This window comes from Streptomyces sp. NPDC050997 (assembly GCF_040660135.1).
Taxonomy (GTDB): Bacteria; Actinomycetota; Actinomycetes; order Streptomycetales; family Streptomycetaceae; genus Streptomyces.
In genome coordinates this window covers 1-18,209 of the sequence record NZ_JBFAGK010000004.1, presented here as the reverse complement: position 1 = coordinate 18,209, position 18,209 = coordinate 1, and the positions used below count along the sequence as shown (strand labels likewise).

Genomic DNA, 18,209 nt, shown 5'->3' with positions numbered 1-18,209 from the left:
CATCGGAAGGGTCCGACGGGCTCTTCTCCAGGCAGACCGAGGGAGTGGACCCGTGATGACCCGTTCCGTGCGCCGGACCCGCCGTACGCTGCAGTTGGCCGGCGCGGGAGTCGCCGCGCTGCTGACGCTGTCCGCCTGCGCCTCGTCCGACTCGGACTCGGGCGCCGCGGGCTCCGACTCCTCGGCGTCCGAGTCGGCGAAGCTGTCCGGCGACGTGACCGTCTTCGCCGCCGCCTCACTCAAGGAGAGTTTCACGACGCTGGGCCGGGACTTCGAGAAGGATCACCCCGGCACGAAGATCACCTTCAACTTCGGCGGCAGCGACACCCTCGCCGCGAGCATCACCAGCGGCGCACCGGCCGACGTCTTCGCCTCCGCCAGCCCCAAGACGATGGCCGTCGTCACCGACGCCAAGGACGCCGCCGGCACCCCGAGCACCTTTGTCCGCAACCAGTTGGAGATCGCCATCCTGCCGGGCAACCCCGACAAGATCGCCACCCTGAAGGACCTCACCAACACGAAACTGAAGGTCGTCCTGTGCGACAAGGAGGTGCCGTGCGGCGCCGCCGCCCAGAAAGCACTGGACGCCGGCAAGCTGAAGGTCACCCCGGTCTCCTACGAGCAGGACGTCAAGGCCGCTCTGACCAAGGTCGAGCTGAAGGAGGCCGACGCCGCCGTCGTCTACAAGACCGACGTGCACGCGGCCGGTGACAAGGTGCAGGGTGTGGACTTCCCCGAGTCGGCCGACGCCATCAACGACTACCCGATCGCCCTCCTCAAGAACGCCCAGAACCCCGAAACGGCGAAGGCGTTCATCGAGCTGGTCAACTCCGCCGAAGGCCAGAAGGTCCTGACCGGGGCCGGGTTCCTCAAGCCGTGACCGGCCCGGACCAGGCGACGCCCGACCCCACCGGACCCGGCGGGGCCACCCCCGGGTCCGGGTCCGGCAGGACCACCTCCCGTCCCACCGGACCCGGCAAGGTCCCGCCCGCCCTCGCCGGGCCCGCCCCCGTGGCCGTCACTCTGCGGGGCGGCCCACGGCGTCGAGGGGCCGGCCGGGCCGGAAGGGGTCACGACGCACCCCGGCGTCATCGAGGGGGCCGCGGCGTCCCGCTGCCTCTCCTCCTCCCCGCCCTGGCGGGTCTGGCGTTCCTGCTCCTCCCCCTCATCGCCCTGCTGGTACGTGCCCCGTGGCACAGCCTCCCCGAGCAGCTGACCAGCGCCGAGGTCTGGCAGGCCCTGCGCCTGTCACTGGTGTGCGCCACGGCGGCGACCGCCCTGAGCCTGGTCATCGGCGTCCCGCTGGCCTGGCTGCTGGCGCGCACCGACTTCCCCGGCCGCGGTCTGGTCCGTGCCCTGGTCACCCTGCCCCTCGTCCTTCCCCCGGTGGTCGGCGGTGTGGCCCTGCTGCTCGCCCTCGGCCGCAACGGAGTGGTGGGCCAGTGGCTGGACTCCTGGTTCGGCATCACGCTCCCGTTCACCACCGCGGGCGTCGTCCTCGCGGAGACGTTCGTGGCGATGCCGTTCCTCGTCATCAGCGTCGAGGGCACCCTGCGCGCCGCCGACCCGCGCTACGAGGAGGCGGCCACCACCCTGGGCGCCTCCCGCTTCACCGCGTTCCGCCGGGTCACGCTCCCGCTGATCGCGCCGGGCATCGCGGCGGGCTCCGTCCTGGCCTGGGCGCGGGCGCTGGGCGAGTTCGGGGCGACGATCACCTTCGCCGGCAACTTCCCGGGCCGTACCCAGACCATGCCGCTCGCGGTCTACCTGGCCCTGCAGAACGACCCGGCGGCCGCGATCGCCCTCAGCCTGGTCCTGCTGGCCGTCTCCATCGCCGTACTGGCGGGCCTGCGGGACCGCTGGATGACCACCTCCTGAGCCGCTGCCGAACGCCCCTGCCGGCGGCCGCCGAGGCACAACCGAACAACCCCGACACCCGCCACCCCAAGCCACCACCCCCGAGCCACACCCGCCACCCCGACACCCCGACACCCCGACACCCCGCGACAGCGAGACGCACACCCGCAGCTCAAAGCCCCACCGCCCCCGGCATCACCCCACACGCTTCCCAGACCGAGCTGGACGCCCCTCATGACCGACGCCACCTCAGCCGACCCCGTCACCGAGGACGTACGCGACACGGGCCTCGACTCCCGTCTCGTCGTCGAACGCGGCACGTTCCGACTGGACGTCTCCCTTACCGCCGCCCCGGGTGACGTCGTCGCGCTGCTCGGTCCGAACGGCGCCGGCAAGACCACCGCCCTGCGCGCGCTCGCCGGTCTCGTCCCTCTCACGGGCGGCCATCTGCGCCTCGACGGCGCCGCGATGGACCGTACGCCGCCCGAGTCCCGCCCTGTCGGCGTGGTCTTCCAGGACTACCTGCTCTTCCCGCACCTGTCCGCCCTCGACAACGTGGCCTTCGGCCCGCGCTGTCACGGCGCCACCAAAGCGGAGGCCCGCGCGGAGGCCGCCGAGTGGCTGGACCGCATGGGCCTCGCCGAACACGCCTCCGCCAAGCCCCGCAAGCTCTCCGGCGGTCAGGCCCAGCGCGTCGCCGTCGCCCGCGCCCTGGCCACCCACCCCCGCCTGCTCCTCCTCGACGAGCCCCTCGCCGCCCTGGACGCCCGTACCCGCCTGGAGGTCCGCGCCCAACTCCGCCGTCACCTGGCCGAGTTCGAGGCCGTCGCCGTACTGGTCACACACGACCCGCTGGACGCCATGGTGCTGGCCGACCGACTCGTCGTCGTCGAACACGGCGGGGTCGTCCAGGAGGGCACTCCCGCCGACATCGCCCGCCGTCCCCGTACGGACTACATCGCGCAACTGGTCGGCCTGAACCTCTACAAGGGGCAGGCCGAAGGCCACACCGTCCGTCTCGACGCCGGCTCCGCCCTCACCACCACCGAAGACCTCGCCGGCCCGGTGTTCGTCGCGTTCCCGCCCGGCGCCGTCACCCTCTACCGGGACAAGCCCACGGGCTCCAGCGCCCGCAACCTCTGGCGCTGCGAAGTGGCCGGCCTGGAGACCCACGGCGACCAGATCCGCGCGGACCTCACCGGTGAACTCCCCCTCACCGCCGACCTCACCACGGTCGCCGCAGCCGAACTCGACCTGCACCCCGGCGCTCCGGTCTGGGCGACGGTCAAAGCGGCGCAGACACACGCATACCCGGCATAAGACTTTCAGGCGGCTACGGTGGGATTCCCGGACCCCCGCACCCCACGCCACCCCACCCCCAGTGAGGCCTCCCCATGAGCCTGAGCATCCGCAATCAGCTCTCCGGCACCGTCACCGCCATCACGCCGGGAGAGGTGATGGCAACGGTCAAGGTCCGCCTGACCGGCGGCCAGGACCTCACCTCCGCGATCACCCTGGAAGCCGCCGAGGACCTGGGCCTCGCCGCGGGAACGGCCGTACGCGCCCTGGTGAAGTCGACGGAGGTTTCCCTGGCCACCGCACCGGTCGACGGCCTGTCCATCCGCAACCAACTGCCCGGCACGGTCCGCGACATCGCGACCGGCGGCGCCATGGCCGCCGTCAGGATCACCGTCGAGGGCGCCGACCTGACCGCGGTGATCACCAGGGACGCCGTCACGGACCTCGGCCTCACGACCGGCATCCCGGTCGTCGCCCTGATCAAGTCGACCGAGGTCTCCCTGGCGACCGCGTGACACCACCGTGTCGCACCGCACGCCCCGTGACACAGAAGGGCTCCTGACACAGAAGGGCTCCTGACACGGAAGGGCTCTGCCCGGTGTGCGACCGGACGGAGCCCTTCCGTCTACGACAGGTCAGTCCTCGTACGCGTCCAGCGGCGGGCAGGAGCAGACCAGGTTCCGGTCGCCGAAAGCCTGGTCGATGCGGCGTACCGGCGGCCAGTACTTGTCCGCCACCGACACACCGGCCGGGAAGACGGCCTCCTCACGCGTGTACGCGTGCTCCCACTCCCCGCCGAGCGTGCCCGCGGTGTGCGGCGCGTTCCGCAGCGGGTTGTCGTCCACGGGCCACTCGCCCGAGCCGACCTTCTCGATCTCCGCACGAATGGCGATCATCGCCGCGCAGAACCGGTCGAGTTCGATCAGGTCCTCGGACTCGGTCGGCTCGATCATCAGCGTCCCGGCCACCGGGAAGGACATCGTCGGTGCGTGGAACCCGTAGTCGATGAGCCGCTTGGCGACGTCGTCGACGCTCACACCGGTCGCCTTGGTCAGGGGCCGCAGGTCGATGATGCACTCGTGCGCGACCAGCCCGCCCGGGCCGGTGTAGAGCACCGGGAAGTGCGGTTCCAGCCGCTTGGCGATGTAGTTCGCGGAGAGCACCGCCACCTGCGTGGCCCGCTTGAGTCCTTCCCCGCCCATGAGCCGCACATACGCCCACGAGATCGGCAGGATCCCGGCGGAGCCCCAGGGCGCGGCGGAGATCGGCCCGACTCCGGTCTCCGGCCCGGCCGCGGGCTGCAGCGGGTGGTTCGGCAGATACGGCGCCAGGTGCGCGCGCACACCCACCGGGCCGACGCCCGGACCGCCGCCGCCGTGCGGGATACAGAAGGTCTTGTGCAGGTTCAGGTGCGAGACGTCCCCGCCGAAGTGCCCCGGCTTGGCCAGCCCCACCAGGGCGTTGAGGTTGGCACCGTCGACATACACCTGGCCGCCGGCCTCGTGCACCTGCGCGCAGATGTCCGCGACATGCTCCTCGAACACACCGTGCGTGGAGGGGTACGTGATCATCAGCACCGCCAGCTCGTCCCGGTGCTGCTCGATCTTCGCCCGCAGGTCCTCGACGTCGATCTCGCCGTCCTCGGCGGTCTTCACGACGACGACCTTCATCCCGGCCATCACGGCACTGGCGGCGTTGGTGCCGTGCGCCGACGACGGAATCAGACACACCGTCCGCTGCTCGTCCCCGTTGGCCCGGTGATATCCGCGTACGGCGAGCAGCCCCGCCAGCTCGCCCTGCGAACCGGCGTTGGGCTGCAGCGACACCTTGTCGTACCCGGTGACCTCGGCGAGACGCTCCTCCAGCTCACGGATGAGCGTGAGGTAGCCCTGGGCCTGCTCGGCGGGCGCGAAGGGGTGGAGCTGTCCGAACTCGGGCCAGGTGACCGGCTCCATCTCGGTGGTCGCGTTGAGCTTCATGGTGCAGGAGCCCAGCGGGATCATGCCGCGGTCGAGGGCGTAGTCGCGGTCTGCGAGCCGACGCAGGTAGCGCAGCATCGCGGTCTCGGAGCGGTACTGGTGGAAGACGGGGTGCGTGAGGTAGTCGTCGGTGCGCAGCAGCGCGGTGGGAAGGGAGTCCTCGGTGGCGGCGTCGAGTGCCTCGATGTCCCCCTCTACCCCGAACGCGGCCCACACGGCGGCCAGTTGGGCCCGCGCGGTGGTCTCGTCGCACGCGATCGACACCAGGTCGGTGTCCACGAGCCACAGGTTGACGCCGTTCTCGCGCGCGGCCGCGACGACCTCGGCGGCCCGTGCGGGCACCCGGGCGGTCAGCGTGTCGAAGTAGGAACCGTGCACGACCTCGACCCCGCCGGCCGTCAGGCCCGCGGCGAGGATCGTGGCGTATCGATGGGTGCGCCGCGCGATGCCCTTGAGACCCTCGGGCCCGTGGTAGACGGCGTACATGCCGGCCATCACGGCGAGCAGCACCTGCGCGGTGCAGATGTTGCTGGTCGCCTTCTCGCGCCGGATGTGCTGCTCACGCGTCTGCAGGGCCAGCCGGTAGGCCTTGTTCCCGTCGGCGTCGACGGACACTCCCACCAGCCGCCCGGGCAGGCTGCGCGCGAACTTCTCGCGCACCGCCATGTATCCGGCGTGCGGCCCGCCGAAGCCCATCGGCACCCCGAACCTCTGGGTCGTCCCGACGGCGATGTCCGCACCGAGCTCAGCCGGGGACTTCAGCAGCGTCAGCGCCAGCAGGTCGGCGGCGACCGTCACGAGCGCGCCGAGTTCGTGGGCCTGCTCGATGAGCGGCTCGATGTCGCGTACGGCACCGGAGGCGCCCGGGTACTGGATCAGCACGCCGTTGATCTCACGCCCGGCGATCTCGGCCGGAATGCCGTCACCGAGGTCCGCGACGACGACCTCGACGCCGGTCGGCTCGGCCCGCGTCCGGATCACGGCGACGGTCTGCGGCAGTGTGTCCGCGTCGACCAGGAAGAGACCCTTCTTGTTCCTGCCCATGCGCCGCGACAGTGCCAGCGCCTCGGCCGCCGCGGTGCCCTCGTCGAGCAGCGAGGCACCGGAGGTCGGCAGCCCGGTGAGCTCGGCGACCATGGTCTGGAAGTTCAGTAGCGCCTCCAGGCGCCCCTGGGAGATCTCGGGCTGGTAGGGCGTGTAGGCCGTGTACCAGGCCGGATTCTCCATCACGTTGCGCAGGATGACGGGCGGCGTGAAGGTCCCGTAGTACCCGAGGCCGACCATGGAGTCGAGAACCTGGTTCCGGTCGGCCAGCGAACGCAGCTCGGCCAGCACCTCGGCCTCGGTACGCGCGCCCGGCAGATCGAGCGCGTCGGCGTTCTTGATCACGTCCGGCACCGCTGCGGCGGTGAGCTCGTCCAGCGAGCCGTACCCGACCTGGGCGAGCATCTTCGCCCGCGCTTCCTGGTCAGGCCCGATGTGGCGCTGTTCGAACGGAATTCCCTGCTCCAGCTCGGAAAGCGGACTGCGGTGGGCGGTCATTGCGGAGGCCTCCTGGTCTGACACGACCTTCGAGGGGCACCACGGCACGGGTACCCGAACAGCCTCCCCCTCTGTCATCTCGACCTGAGAGCTTCACCGGACCACCCGAGGGTGCCCGGCTTTCACCGTCGGTGAGAGCGGAAGCCGTCGACATCCGCCCTGCTTTCCAGAGTGACCTCGTCCATGCGGTACGGGGGCCTGAGAGATTCCGGGGAGGATTTGCTCCTTCGGCGCCTCCGGATGGTGTCCGAAGGACTCTCCCGCACAGGGTCAGCAGCCGCTTGCCAGCCTACCAGCGAGGTCAGCGCTTGAGCGTTCGAGTGGCCACCTCCCCGATTGTGCTCTTTTGTGGTGCTTACGGATGAGTTGTCACTAAATGGAGGGCCCGTGCAGACCGACATCGATCCGCGCAACCTGATCGGCCGCAAGGCGTTCGACCGCAACGGCACCAAGATCGGCACGATCGACGAGGTCTACCTCGACGACGCGACCGGCGTACCGGAGTGGGCGGCCATACGCACCGGTCTGTTCAGCAGGGACGCCTTCGTCCCCCTGGAGCCCAGCGAACTGGTCGAGGGCGCCCTGCGCGTCCCTTTCGACCGGGCCCTGATCAAGGACGCCCCCGACTTCGGCGTGGGCCGCCATCTCTCGCCCGAACAGGAACTCCAGCTGTACCACCACTACGGTCTCGACCTGTCCGCCCCGCCTCCGCTCCCGGACCACGACTTCGGCAAACTGGCGAACACGGACGAGTCCTGACACCCGCGCCGTCCGCGCACCCTGACGCCGGCGTCGCCGACCAGCCGGCCGCGCCCGCAACACGCTGAGCCCCACGCATACGGCCTCCCGCGATACACCCATCCGGCCCTGCCCCCCTCCTCGCACCTTGAGCCGCCGTGACCACCCAGACCTGGCACCACCGTCACAGCGCGCAGCCCCCGACACAGCCGCCGAGCCGACGCCACCAGGCAGCGGCCCCCGGCGCGGCAAGCCAGTCCGAGCACACGACCGCACTCACCGACCCGCACCTGGTCGGCCCGGCCCGTACTCGCCCGCTCGCCCCCTCCAGCCGACGCGCAGTCATCCACTGACCACGGACATCCGTCCGACCGTCCAGCCCAACAGCGGACAGTCCCACGACCTGGACGACACGGCTGGCCCAAGCAGTCCAGCCCGGCATCCCTCCGGTGCCGAGTGACCCGCCCCACCCCGCACTGACCCCGCACTCACCCCGGCCCGGCAACCCCGCCCACCGAAGCCTCACCGGCCTCAGAACGCTCCCGCACCAACGGCAACGGTTCCGCCGGCTCCAGTGCCGGATCCTCGATCCGGAACGTCCGCACCCGCCCCGGCTCCGAGTCGGGCGTCTCGAACCGCACGGTGACCCGCCCGAGCCCGCTTCCCTGCACCCACCCGTGCCCGTACTCGGTGTGCCGCACATCGTGTCCCGAGGGCCACCGCCGCTCGACCGGCGCCTTCGGCTCCGCTTCGGGCATGTCGTCGGCCTCCTCGACCGCACCGGCGTCCATCCGCTCCCCCGCCGCCTGCGCGAACAGATCCTCCTGCGTGTAGTCGGCCAGCCCACTGACCCCCACCCCGAGCAACCGCACACCCCCGGTCGTGTCGACGGAGTCCAGCAACCGCGCGGCCGCCTCCCGCACCACCGCCGGATCGTCCGTGGGCCCCCGCAGCGTCTCGGACCGGGTCAGCGTGGAGAAGTCGTACCGTCGCACCTTCAGCACGATGGTCCGCCCGGACAACCCCGCCTCCCGCAGCCTCCGCACACACCGGTCCGCCAGCCGCTGGACCTCCAGCCCCACCCGAACACGGTCATGGATGTCGACGTCGTACGTGTCCTCCACCGACACCGACTTCGTCTCACGCTCCGCCACCACGGGCCGCTCGTCGAGCGCCAGCGCCATCGCGTACAGCGACTGTCCATGCGCCTTGCCCAGCAGCCTCACCAGCTCGTCCTCACCCGCCTCGGCGATCTCCTCGACGGTGTGGATCCCCGCCCGCCGCAGGTGGTCCCCCGTCGCAGGGCCCACCCCTGGCAGTATCCGCACCGACATCGGCCCCAGCAGCCCCCGCTCGGTCCCAGGCTCGATCAGCACCAGCCCGTCCGGCTTGGCCTGCTCCGAGGCGATCTTCGCCAGCATCTTGGAGGCGGCGAGCCCCACCGACCCCGTCAGCCCGGTCACAGCCCGTATGTCCGCCCGCAGCTTCACCCCGGCCAGCCGCGCCGACTCCTCGTCCCAGGCCGCTCCCCCGGCCTCCAGATCCACGAACGCCTCATCCAGGCTCAGCGGCTCCACCAGCGGCGACAGCCCCCTGAGCAGCTCCATCACCTGCTCGCTGATCGACCGGTAGAACGCGAAGCGCGGCACGAGATACGCGGCGTTCGGCGCGAGCCGCCTCGCCTGGGCCATCGGCAGCGCCGAATGCACCCCGAAGACCCGTGCCTCGTACGACGCTGTGGCCACCACCCCGCGCGGCCCCAGCCCGCCCACCACGACGGCCTTCCCCCGCAGACTCGGCTTGGACGCCTGCTCCGCCGAGGCGAAGAAGGCATCCATGTCGAGATGCAGGATCGTGGGCGCGTTTCTCACATCTCCGATGCTGCCCTACGCCACTGACAATGCCCCGCCCGAAGAGCGAGGACGGCGCTCAGACCGCCCGGTTGCGGCGCCGCGCCAGCTCGTCCGCGGGGTTGTGTCCGACGAGCGTCTCGCCGGTGTCCACCCGCTCGCCGTGCAGTTGTGAGAGGGCACTCTCCACGTCCCGCCACACCACACCGACGGCGATCCCGAAGACACCCTGGCCGCCCTGGAGCAGTGCGTGGACCTCGTCGGGCGTGGTGCACTCGTAGACGGTGGCGCCGTCGCTCATCAGGGTCATGCGCTCCAGGTCGCGGAATCCACGCTCACGCAGATGCTGGACCGCGGTGCGGATGTTCTGCAGCGACACACCGGTGTCCAGGAAGCGCTTGACGATCTTCAGGATGACGACGTCCCGGAAGCTGTACAGACGCTGTGTCCCGGACCCGTAGGCGGGCCGCACGCTCGGCTCCACAAGGCCGGTGCGGGCCCAGTAGTCCAGTTGCCGGTAGGTGATGCCGGCGGCCGCGCAGGCCGTCGGACCACGGTAGCCGATCTGCTCGGACGCCATGGACGTCGTCCCTCCGCTGCTCGGCACGGCCGTCGGTCGCTGCGGAGCGTGATCGGCCGCGTTGCTGTGAAGCGGGTACGGACCGCTCGTCCCGAGACTCCATCCGGGGGCACCCCCAGCCGTACCGTCGCCGCTGCTGCTCACGCCGACCTCCGTCCTTGACCTGCCCTCTCGACGGTAGGCAGTCACCGGGGGTGCGTCAACGATCGCCACACTCGGCACGCCGAGTGATAATCACCCTAAGAGTGGTTTCCCGTGCCCCACCGCGGGGAAAGGCTAGCCGAATGCTCTCGGAGCGGGCCGCAGGACGCTCTCACGGGCCGCTGGCAAATGCCGGTATCTGAGGCGTCAACGGACGTGGACGGGCCCGGCGGGACTGCTCATCCGCCGGGCCCGTCGCCGCTCACTGGCTGCTGGTGCCGAAGTCCTCGGGCGAGATCTGGTCGAGGAACTCGCGGAACTTCTCCACCTCGTCCTCCTGCTCGTCGGGAATCGCGATACCCGCGTCGTCGAGCACTCCGTCACTGCCGTAGATCGGCGTTCCGGTGCGCAGGGCCAACGCTATGGCGTCGGACGGCCGGGCACTCACCTCGACCCCGCTGGCGAACACCAGCTCCGCGTAGAAGACACCTTCACGCAGGTCCGTGATGCGCACCTCGGTGAGCTCCTGGCCAACGGCCTCCAGCACGTCCTTGAACAGGTCGTGCGTCAGCGGTCGCGCGGGGGCCATGCCCTGCTGCGCGAAGGCAATCGCCGTAGCCTCCCCAGGCCCGATCCAGATGGGGAGGTAGCGGTCGCCTCCCACTTCGCGCAGGAGCACGATCGGTTGGTTGGAGGGCATTTCCACCCGGACACCTACGACATCGAGCTCGTTCACACAGCAACCCTAGGCCGTGCCCGGGACGTTTGGGTAGTCGGGCAGAAAACGGGTGGCCGATCCGGCCTCCGCGACACGGCCCACTTCAGGGCAGCCGCACCCCGAGAGCGATCTGCACCAGCGCCGCGTGCAGCTTCACCGTGAGTCCGGCCAGCTCCTTCGCACGGGCCTCGGCGTGCGCCCTGGTCTGCGGATTGCGATGGAGCTTCAGCGGGGCCACCACCTGGTCCACCAGTCCGGCCTCGCGGTCGGCGGCGGCCTTCATCACCCGCAGGTGCCGCGGCTCGATCCCGAACCTGCCCAGTTCGGCGACGAGCGAAGCCACGGTGACGACCTCGGCGTCGTACGCCCCGTCCGGCAACGGCGCGATGAGCCCGTACGACTCCCACTCCCGCAGCTCCTCCTCGCCGATCTCCGCGGCGGCGAGCAGCTCGGCCCGTCCGATGCGGGCCGCCGTGGGCCCCGCGGTGGCCTCAAGGACGACCTCGCCGTCCCTGTGACGTCCCAGAACCGGCAGCTGTACGGCCTCACCGCGCTCCATGGCGTCCAAGTGGTCCCGGATCACCTTGAGCGGCAGATAGTGGTCCCGCTGCATCCTCAGGACGTGTCCGAGGCGCTCGACGTCGTCGACAGTGAACTTGCGATACCCCGAGGGCGTCCGCTGCGGCTCGATGAGCCCCTCCGACTCCAGGAAACGGATCTTGGAGATGGTCACTTCGGGAAACTCGTCGCGCAACACGTTCAGCACCGTGCCGATGCTCATCAGGCCACTGTCCGTGGCGGCGGTACCGTGCCCGGCACCGCCGCTCGGTGTATGAAGCATGGACCTTCCCTTGGGGTCCCCCCGGACAGTGTCCGGAGGAGGGTCAGTAACCCCGCTGGCTCGCGTAGAAGACCAGCCGGTACTTGCCGATCTGCACCTCGTCACCGTTGTTCAGAGCGACCTGGTCGATCCGCTCGCGGTTCACATACGTGCCGTTCAGGCTGCCCACGTCGGCCACCGTGAACGAGCCGTCCGGGACACGGCGGAACTCCACATGCCGACGCGAGACCGTCACGTCGTCCAGGAAGATGTCGCTCTGCGGGTGACGGCCGGCCGTGGTCAGGTCGCCGTCCAGCAGGAAGCGACTGCCCGAGTTCGGGCCACGGCGCACCACCAGGAGCGCGGAGCCGAGCGGCAGCGCGTCGACGGCCGCCTGTGCCTCCGGGGAGAGCATGGGCATCTGCGTCTGGCCGGTGGCCTCGGCGTCGTAGGCCTCAAGCCCGGAGATGGAGATCGTGGACGTGGTCTCGGAGGGCCGCTCGGGCGTCGCACCGGGCCGCAGCGGCGCACCGCAGTTGGAGCAGAAGCGACTGTTCTCCGCGTTGCGGTTACCGCACCTCGTACATACCAGGGCCGACATGGACGGATCCTCCTGCCGCGGCTGCCCGCCAGGGGCGTTGGACGCGTACGGGTCGGCGGAAAACCCTCCACCCGTACTTGAGGTTGACGGTTGCCCGAAACCTATGCCTCCGGACTGGGCAGGGTCAACAGACGGCGCGCCCTGACCTCCCGAAACGTCACCCCCCGGGCCACCGACCTGGTCCCGGTACAGCGGGCGCTGGCCCTCCGCGTCAGGCTGTGCGCGATGGCGGGCGGTCGCATTGTCGCTGCCCTCTCGCGCGCTCTTTCCGAACAACTTCGCAAACAACTTCACGGGCGATTCCCCTTGACCGAAACAGACCCGCCCGTGGGGCAGGACGAACCCTGATTGAACACACCGGTCGACCCGGACACCCTCACAACGTCCGTAACCACCAGACAGTTTCCACCACGCACCACCCATTCGGTGCGCCGACCCCCCGCAACCTCATGCCCTGGCCGGACCTCCCCCATGCACCCCCGGTTCACTGCGAGGACGACCGAGCGTAGTCAGGCCGCTTCGCCGCTCGCAAGGCGTCTACGACGATCTTGTCCGACCGCTCGACGGTCGCGGTGGCCTGCTCCTTCTCAAGAGTCTGCACCACGCCTCCGGGGATGTTGAGCGCCGGTTCGAGGTCCTGCGGCTTGCCGATGACCTTGAAACGAAAAGGAGTGTTGATCTTGTTCCCGTCGACGCGCACGCCCTTGCCGGAATCCGTCAGATAGGTCCCCGCGACGACTCGCACGCCGTTCACCTGGATCGCCTCCGCGCCGGCCGCGCGCAGCTCCTGGATCGCGTCGAGCAGCATGTCCGCCTCGACCGTCCCCTTCGTGTCGTCGATGGTCATCGTGATGCCGGGCCCCTGCGCGGCAACCGTGCCCGCGAGGATCCCGAGCTGCCTCTCCTTCTCGATCGTCTGCTTGCGAGCTTCCTCGGCCTGGTCAGAGCTGTTCTCCAGCTCGTCGCGCTGGTTCTCGAGGCCCTGCTTCTCGTCTTCAAGACGCTGAGTACGGTCGTCCAGTTCATCGAGGATGCGCACAAGATCTTCCTGGCGCGCGCCCCGCAGCGCGCTGTCGCTGTCGCTGTTCGACGCGACCTGAACGGCCAGGCCGAAGCCCAGCCCGAACAGCAGCACGGCCACGATGAGTTGGGCCCGGGTGACGCGCGGCGGCCACAGCCCCTTCGCCAGTCGCTCGCGCCCGGTCAGCCCCGGCTGCCCCTGAGCGTCGGCCTCGTCCGCCCGCGGCACGGCCCCGGCGGGCGATTCCTCGGGGAGTTCCTCGCGCAGCCCGTTGTCGGGGGTCTCGTCCTGGTTGCTCATCGGCCTCATGCCCGGAAGACGTGCCGGCGGATCGCGGCAGCGTTCGAGAAGATACGGATCCCGAGCACGACGACGACACCGGTCGACAGCTGGGCACCCACACCCAACTTGTCGCCCAGGAACACGATCAACGCGGCCACGACGACGTTCGACAGGAACGACACGACGAAGACCTTGTCGTCGAAGATGCCGTCGAGCATGGCCCGCAGACCTCCGAAGACCGCGTCCAGTGCCGCCACGACGGCGATCGGCAGATAAGGCTCGACGACCGCCGGAACCTCGGGCCGGACCAACAGGCCGGCCACGACTCCCACGACGAGGCCCAGTACGGCGATCACGATGTGCCCTTCTCAGTTCTCGGCTGTGCTGTACGTACGATCACACTCGGTGCGGCGGGCAGCCGGAGGTCCCCCTCCGCGGAGATGGCGGTCCGGATGCCGAAGTTCTCCTGAAGGGCGTGCAGATACAGCCCGTCGGCGCTGTTCTGGAACCTGGTGCTCAGCCTTTTCCCGTCCCCCACGGCAAGCACGGTATACGGCGGTACGAGCGGCTTGTTGTCGACCAGTATCGCGTCACCCGCGGCGCGGATCGCCGACAGGGCGGTCAATCGCTGTCCGTTGATGGAGACGGCCTCGGCGCCCGACGCCCACAGCCCGTTGACCACGCGCTGCATGTCGCGGTCACGCACGCGCCCGGTGTCGGAGAACCCCGCGGTCTCGCGCGGATCACCGTCGCCTCCCGTGGTGGCTTCCTTGGCGTCGTCCACGACCAGTTTCACGCCAGGACCGTGCACTTCGGTGGCCCCCGAAAGGAGGTCCATGAGTTCGGCCTGGTCGCTCTCGCCGCTCTTCTTGAGCGCTTCGCGCTGCCGTGTGCTCACGTCGCCGCGCAACTTGTCGACGGTGTCCTCAAGCCCATCCGCCGCCTCGGTCTCCTGGTCGATCCTGTCGACCAGTTCCTCGCGCTCCTTGGCGACCACAGGCGCGGCCACTCGCGCCTGAGCCGCTCCGACGGTCACGACGAGGGCCGCGAGCACCAGGCCGGCGGCGAGCCCGAGCTTCGCTCGAAGGGTCTTGGGCATGCCACCCGTGCCTTCGGCCTTCTTCCGCGCCGCAGCCTCGGCATACCCCTCGTCGAGGCTGTGATCCATGACATTGGTGAGCAGCGACATGGACGCGTCCGGACGCGACGCGCGCGTGGGGGTGCTCCGAACGGGGGGCTGCTGCGGCATGCCGCACATCGTCGCACGTCGCGACCACTACCTCCGAATGGCCCCACCGGCGTGCCGGACAGGCCCCCTTGGGGACACTTGTCCGGCACGCACGTGTGTTATGCGTCTCAGCGCCCTGCGCTGTCCACGACCGCCGACCACTCGTCGAGCAGGGCCTGCGCGGAGGCGTCGTCCGGCCCCTCCGCCCACAGATGCGTGACCGCCTCGGCCGGGTCCGGCAGCACCATCACCCAACGCCCGTCGGTCTCCACCACCCGCACCCCGTCGGTGGTGTCCACGAAACGATCTCCGGCCGCCTCGACGACTCGTCGCATCACAAGTCCCTTGACGGCCCAGGGAGTCGCCAGATCCCGCTTGAGGACGTGCGCCCGCGGAATCCGCGCGTCGATCTGGCTCAGTGTCAACTGCGTCCGCCCCACCAGCCCGATCAGCCGTACGAAAGCCGCCGTACCGTCGAAGACACTGCTGAACTCGGGGACGATGAAGCCACCCTTGCCGTCACCACCGAAGATCGTCGAGTCGTCGCGCCCGACCCGGGTCAGATCGTCGGGAGAGGTCGTCGTCCACTCCACCTGCGTACCGTGATACGCCGCCACCTGCTCGGCGATCCTCGTGGTGGTCACCGGCAGGGCCACCCGGCCACTGCGCCGGTCCGCGGCCACCAGGTCGAGCAGGACGAGCAGTGCCCGGTCGTCCTCGATGATCCGGCCCTTCTCGTCCACCAGGGACAGCCGCTCGCCGACGGGGTCGAAGCGCACCCCGAACGCGGCACGCGAGGACGCCACGATCTCACCGAGGCGGACCAGCCCCGACCTACGCATGTCCGCCGTCTCTGTCGGCCTGGACTCGTCGAGACCCGGATTGACGGTCAGCGAGTCCACCCCGAGCTTGCCGAGCAGACTGGGAAGCACCAGGCCCGCACTACCGTTCGATGCGTCGACGACGACCTTGAGTCCCGACTCGGCGATACCCGTGGTGTCGACGTTCCGCAACAGCGAACCGGTGTACGAGTCGAAGACACTCGCCGGAAAGTACAGGTCCCCGATCTCACCCGGGAACGCTCGCCGGTACTCCTGGCGTGCGAACACCCGGTCCAACTTCCGCTGGCTGCCCTGCGAGAGGTCAGCCCCGCGCCCGTCGAAGAACATGATGTCCACGGAATCCGGCACCCCGGGCGTGGTCCGGATCATGATCCCGCCGGCACTGCCCCGCGCGGTCTGCTGACGGGCTACGGGCAGCGGTACGTTCTCCAGGTCTCGTACGTCGATGGCGCTGGCCTGCAGCGCGGAGATCACCGCCCGTTTGAGCGCCCGGGCGCCACGGGAGTGGTCTCGGGCCGTGGTGACGGTCGAGCCCTTCTTGAGCGTGGTGGCGTAGGCGCCGGCGATACGAACCGCCAGCTCCGGCGTGATCTCCACGTTGAGGATCCCAGAGACACCGCGCGCGCCGAAGAGGTGCGCCTGCCCCCTGGACTCCCAGATGACAGACGTGTTGACGAAGGCGCCGGCCTCAATGGTCTTGAACGGGTAGACCCGTACGTTGCCCTGCACGATCGATTCTTCGCCGATCAGGCACTCATCCCCGATGACCGCGCCGTCCTCGATCCGGGCCGCGCGCATGATGTCGGTGTTCTTTCCGACGACACAGCCCCGCAGGTTGCTGTGCTGCCCGATGTACACGTTGTCGTGAACGACGGCCTTGTGCAGAAAGGCCCCGCTCTTCACGACGACGTTCGAACCTACGACGCTGTGCTCACGGATTTCCGCACCGGCCTCGACCTTGGCGTAGTCCCCGATATAGAGGGGCCCACGCAGATCGGCGTCGGGGTGCACCTCGGCGCCCTCGGCCACCCATACCCCTGGGGAGAGCTCGAAGCCGTCGATCTCGACGTCGACCTTGCCCTCCAGGACGTCGGCCTGAGCCTTCACATAGCTCTCGTGAGTACCGACGTCCTCCCAGTAGCCCTCCGCGATGTAGCCGTAGACCGGCTTGCCCTCCTTCATCAACTGCGGGAAGACATCGCCGGACCAGTCGACGGGCACATCGGGCTCGACATAGTCGAAAACCTCGGGCTCCATCACATAGATGCCGGTGTTCACTGTGTCCGAGAAAACCTGTCCCCAGGTCGGCTTCTCGAGGAAGCGCTCGACCTTTCCCTCCTCGTCGACGATGGTGATGCCGAATTCGAGGGGGTTGGGTACACGCGTCAGACAGACTGTGACCAGCGCGCCCTTTTCCTTGTGAAAATTGACGAGCTCAGTGAGATCGAAGTCGGTCAGGGCATCACCGGAGATGACGAGGAAAGCATCGTCCTTCAACGCCTCTTCGGCGTTCTTGACGCTTCCGGCGGTACCGAGTGGCTTCTCCTCGTTAGCATAGGTGAGCTCCATACCGAGCTCCTCACCGTCACCGAAGTAGTTCTTGACCAGTGAGGCCAAGAACTGGACGGTGACGACAGTCTCGTTGAGCCCATGCCTTTTGAGCAGCCGCAGAACGTGCTCCATGATCGGCCGGTTGACTACTGGCAGGAGCGGCTTGGGCATGCTTGAGGTCATAGGGCGAAGGCGCGTGCCTTCGCCTCCGGCCATCACGACGGCCTTCATGTCGGAAGCGTCCTCCTCTAAAAGATGACGGTCTAGCCGACTCCACCCGTCCAGATTGTCCCGCACTTTTCCCGCGCGGGCCATCCGGCTGATACAGCCACGGCTACGGGCGAGTTCGGTCGGCCATGGCGTCCGCACGAACCAGACGGCGGACCTGTACCACGTAGAGGACTCCTGCCCACCAGTACAGCGTTGTACCCCATCCGGCGAACGCCCATCCGAAAACAGCAGCGAGTGACGGAAGCCATCCGCTTCCGTCACTGAGCAGAAGCAGCGGGAACGCGTACATCAGGTTGAAGGTGGCGGCCTTGCCCAGGAAGTTCACCTGCGGCGGCGGATAGCCGTGACGCCTGAGGATGCCCACCATCACCAACAGCACCAGCTCTCGCGCCAGAAGTGCAGAGGTCAACCAAATAGGCAGAATCTCGCGCCAGGTGAGACCTACAAGAGTCGAGAGAATGTAGAGCCGGTCGGCCGCGGGGTCGAGGAGCCGGCCGAGGCTGCTGATCTGGTTCCATCGCCGGGCCAGCATGCCGTCCAGGTAGTCGCTCACGCCGCTGAGAGCCAGCACCAGGAGCGCCCAGCCGTCACTCTCGGGACCACCGAACTCAGGCCTGAGAATCAGCCACAGGAAGAGCGGCACGCCTGCGAGACGCGCCATGCTGAGGATGTTGGGGATGGTGAGGACCCGGTCCGTCTGTACGCGGGTCTCCTGGACCTCCACCCGGGGGCCTCCTGTGGGAAACGTGCCAACGATGCTCCCTGACCTTACCCCAACGCAAAAAAGCTCTGGCCCTTGGGCTTGTGTGCCCAAGAGCCAGAGCTCTAAAAGGAGTTCGGCGGCGTCCTACTCTCCCACAGGGTCCCCCCTGCAGTACCATCGGCGCTGTAAGGCTTAGCTTCCGGGTTCGAAATGTAACCGGGCGTTT

17 protein-coding genes, 1 rRNA gene and 1 riboswitch are annotated in these 18,209 nt (G+C 69.1%); of the genes, 6 read left to right on the top strand and 12 right to left on the bottom strand.

Features of this window, described 5'->3' with window-relative positions:
- The first annotated feature begins 55 nt into the window (after window positions 1–55).
- The 4 genes from modA to AB0H86_RS09995 all read left to right on the top strand — a co-directional run bounded on the left by modA (window position 56) and on the right by AB0H86_RS09995 (window position 3,671).
- Window positions 56–880, top strand: a complete 825-nt coding sequence (modA, locus tag AB0H86_RS10010) for a molybdate ABC transporter substrate-binding protein (RefSeq protein ID WP_362435353.1) — start codon at window positions 56–58, stop codon at window positions 878–880.
- Between the two features lie 131 nt (window positions 881–1,011).
- A complete protein-coding gene (locus AB0H86_RS10005) occupies window positions 1,012–1,878 on the top strand; it encodes an ABC transporter permease (RefSeq protein WP_362436443.1) in 867 nt (288 codons plus the stop codon).
- A 213-nt stretch (window positions 1,879–2,091) separates the two neighbouring features.
- Window positions 2,092–3,177, top strand: coding sequence for an ABC transporter ATP-binding protein (locus AB0H86_RS10000; RefSeq protein ID WP_362435350.1), 1,086 nt, complete (start codon window positions 2,092–2,094; stop codon window positions 3,175–3,177).
- 74 nt (window positions 3,178–3,251) lie between these two features.
- Entirely contained in the window at window positions 3,252–3,671 is a 420-nt protein-coding gene (locus tag AB0H86_RS09995) for a TOBE domain-containing protein (RefSeq protein WP_362435348.1), read from the top strand.
- A 120-nt stretch (window positions 3,672–3,791) separates the two neighbouring features.
- Here AB0H86_RS09995 and gcvP read toward each other — a convergent pair whose 3' ends face one another.
- Window positions 3,792–6,677: an aminomethyl-transferring glycine dehydrogenase gene (gene gcvP, locus AB0H86_RS09990; RefSeq protein WP_362435345.1), complete on the bottom strand. Its 2,886-nt coding sequence runs from the start codon at window positions 6,675–6,677 to the stop codon at window positions 3,792–3,794.
- A 176-nt stretch (window positions 6,678–6,853) separates the two neighbouring features.
- A riboswitch (glycine riboswitch) is annotated at window positions 6,854–6,950 on the bottom strand.
- A 114-nt stretch (window positions 6,951–7,064) separates the two neighbouring features.
- On the opposite strand from gcvP, the gene AB0H86_RS09985 reads away from it, so the two are divergent.
- Window positions 7,065–7,436 (top strand): PRC-barrel domain-containing protein, encoded by a 372-nt coding sequence (locus AB0H86_RS09985; protein WP_362435343.1) that lies wholly within the window; start codon window positions 7,065–7,067, stop codon window positions 7,434–7,436.
- A 137-nt stretch (window positions 7,437–7,573) separates the two neighbouring features.
- The gene (locus tag AB0H86_RS09980; RefSeq protein ID WP_362435340.1) at window positions 7,574–7,768 is read left to right on the top strand and encodes a hypothetical protein; all 195 of its coding nucleotides are present in this window, start codon (window positions 7,574–7,576) and stop codon (window positions 7,766–7,768) included.
- A gap of 135 nt (window positions 7,769–7,903) precedes the next feature.
- On the opposite strand, the gene AB0H86_RS09975 is transcribed toward AB0H86_RS09980, so the two are convergent.
- The 11 genes from AB0H86_RS09975 to rrf all read right to left on the bottom strand — a co-directional run.
- The gene (locus tag AB0H86_RS09975) at window positions 7,904–9,286 is read right to left on the bottom strand and encodes a DNA polymerase IV (RefSeq protein ID WP_362435337.1); all 1,383 of its coding nucleotides are present in this window, start codon (window positions 9,284–9,286) and stop codon (window positions 7,904–7,906) included.
- 58 nt (window positions 9,287–9,344) lie between these two features.
- Window positions 9,345–9,989 (bottom strand): MerR family transcriptional regulator, encoded by a 645-nt coding sequence (locus AB0H86_RS09970; protein WP_362435334.1) that lies wholly within the window; start codon window positions 9,987–9,989, stop codon window positions 9,345–9,347.
- Between the two features lie 259 nt (window positions 9,990–10,248).
- A complete protein-coding gene (locus AB0H86_RS09965) occupies window positions 10,249–10,722 on the bottom strand; it encodes a bifunctional nuclease family protein (RefSeq protein ID WP_004002801.1) in 474 nt (157 codons plus the stop codon).
- An 85-nt stretch (window positions 10,723–10,807) separates the two neighbouring features.
- On the bottom strand, window positions 10,808–11,545 hold the full coding sequence (locus tag AB0H86_RS09960) for a MerR family transcriptional regulator (protein ID WP_362435331.1): 738 nt from the start codon (window positions 11,543–11,545) through the stop codon (window positions 10,808–10,810).
- Between the two features lie 43 nt (window positions 11,546–11,588).
- The gene (locus tag AB0H86_RS09955; protein ID WP_362435328.1) at window positions 11,589–12,548 is read right to left on the bottom strand and encodes an FHA domain-containing protein; all 960 of its coding nucleotides are present in this window, start codon (window positions 12,546–12,548) and stop codon (window positions 11,589–11,591) included.
- A gap of 61 nt (window positions 12,549–12,609) precedes the next feature.
- Window positions 12,610–13,446, bottom strand: a complete 837-nt coding sequence (locus AB0H86_RS09950) for a DUF881 domain-containing protein (protein WP_362435325.1) — start codon at window positions 13,444–13,446, stop codon at window positions 12,610–12,612.
- 5 nt (window positions 13,447–13,451) lie between these two features.
- On the bottom strand, window positions 13,452–13,784 hold the full coding sequence (locus AB0H86_RS09945) for a small basic family protein (protein WP_003988855.1): 333 nt from the start codon (window positions 13,782–13,784) through the stop codon (window positions 13,452–13,454).
- Window positions 13,781–14,617, bottom strand: coding sequence for a DUF881 domain-containing protein (locus AB0H86_RS09940; RefSeq protein WP_362435321.1), 837 nt, complete (start codon window positions 14,615–14,617; stop codon window positions 13,781–13,783). Before AB0H86_RS09940 ends, AB0H86_RS09945 begins: the two co-directional genes overlap by 4 nt.
- Before the next feature lie 167 nt (window positions 14,618–14,784).
- Entirely contained in the window at window positions 14,785–17,280 is a 2,496-nt protein-coding gene (locus AB0H86_RS09935; protein WP_362435314.1) for a mannose-1-phosphate guanyltransferase, read from the bottom strand.
- Window positions 17,281–17,383: 103 nt separating this feature from the next.
- Window positions 17,384–18,004, bottom strand: a complete 621-nt coding sequence (locus AB0H86_RS09930) for a CDP-alcohol phosphatidyltransferase family protein (protein WP_362435311.1) — start codon at window positions 18,002–18,004, stop codon at window positions 17,384–17,386.
- Window positions 18,005–18,114: 110 nt separating this feature from the next.
- Window positions 18,115–18,209 (bottom strand): 5S ribosomal RNA (gene rrf, locus AB0H86_RS09925); the annotation flags it as partial.

What these genes read in the sequence shown, in the direction of transcription:
- AB0H86_RS09940 (WP_362435321.1), bottom strand. Translation starts at nt 14,617, where the DNA reads ATGTCGCTGCTCACCAATGTCATGGATCACAGCCTCGACGAGGGGTAT.
- AB0H86_RS09960 (WP_362435331.1), bottom strand. Translation starts at nt 11,545, where the DNA reads ATGCTTCATACACCGAGCGGCGGTGCCGGGCACGGTACCGCCGCCACG.
- AB0H86_RS09950 (WP_362435325.1), bottom strand. Translation starts at nt 13,446, where the DNA reads ATGAGCAACCAGGACGAGACCCCCGACAACGGGCTGCGCGAGGAACTC.
- AB0H86_RS09955 (WP_362435328.1), bottom strand. Translation starts at nt 12,548, where the DNA reads ATGGGTGGTGCGTGGTGGAAACTGTCTGGTGGTTACGGACGTTGTGAG.
- modA (WP_362435353.1), top strand. Translation starts at nt 56, where the DNA reads ATGACCCGTTCCGTGCGCCGGACCCGCCGTACGCTGCAGTTGGCCGGC.
- AB0H86_RS10000 (WP_362435350.1), top strand. Translation starts at nt 2,092, where the DNA reads ATGACCGACGCCACCTCAGCCGACCCCGTCACCGAGGACGTACGCGAC.
- gcvP (WP_362435345.1), bottom strand. Translation starts at nt 6,677, where the DNA reads ATGACCGCCCACCGCAGTCCGCTTTCCGAGCTGGAGCAGGGAATTCCG.
- AB0H86_RS09935 (WP_362435314.1), bottom strand. Translation starts at nt 17,280, where the DNA reads ATGAAGGCCGTCGTGATGGCCGGAGGCGAAGGCACGCGCCTTCGCCCT.
- AB0H86_RS09995 (WP_362435348.1), top strand. Translation starts at nt 3,252, where the DNA reads ATGAGCCTGAGCATCCGCAATCAGCTCTCCGGCACCGTCACCGCCATC.